This is a genomic window from Xenorhabdus entomophaga, assembly GCF_037996725.1.
GTDB lineage: Bacteria > Pseudomonadota > Gammaproteobacteria > Enterobacterales > Enterobacteriaceae > Xenorhabdus > Xenorhabdus khoisanae.
Map to the genome: position 1 here is coordinate 1 of NZ_JBBMXH010000476.1, position 229 is coordinate 229.

Consider the following 229-nt stretch of genomic DNA (forward strand, 5'->3'; position numbering starts at 1 on the left):
ATGGACAGTACCGGAGTGATCGAAGATAAGGCAGGCTTCTTTACCCGGCGCAGTACGTAAGCCTCTGCCAAGACACTGAGTCCATCGAATTTCTGATTTCGTCGGCCGGGCATAGATAATGCAGCGCACATCACTATCAAAACCCGCGATCAAGGTGCCAACATTCACGATGACTTTAGTCGCACCCTGCTCAAAGCGGTGAATGATAATCTGGCGATCTTCATGAGGT

Annotated in this window: 1 protein-coding gene; it reads right to left on the reverse strand. The window is 50.2% G+C overall.

The window, feature by feature from the left end; all coding sequences use genetic code 11:
* Positions 1-229 (reverse strand): DEAD/DEAH box helicase (locus tag AAC854_RS23700; RefSeq protein WP_422824136.1); only part of this gene is annotated, 229 nt, incomplete at both ends.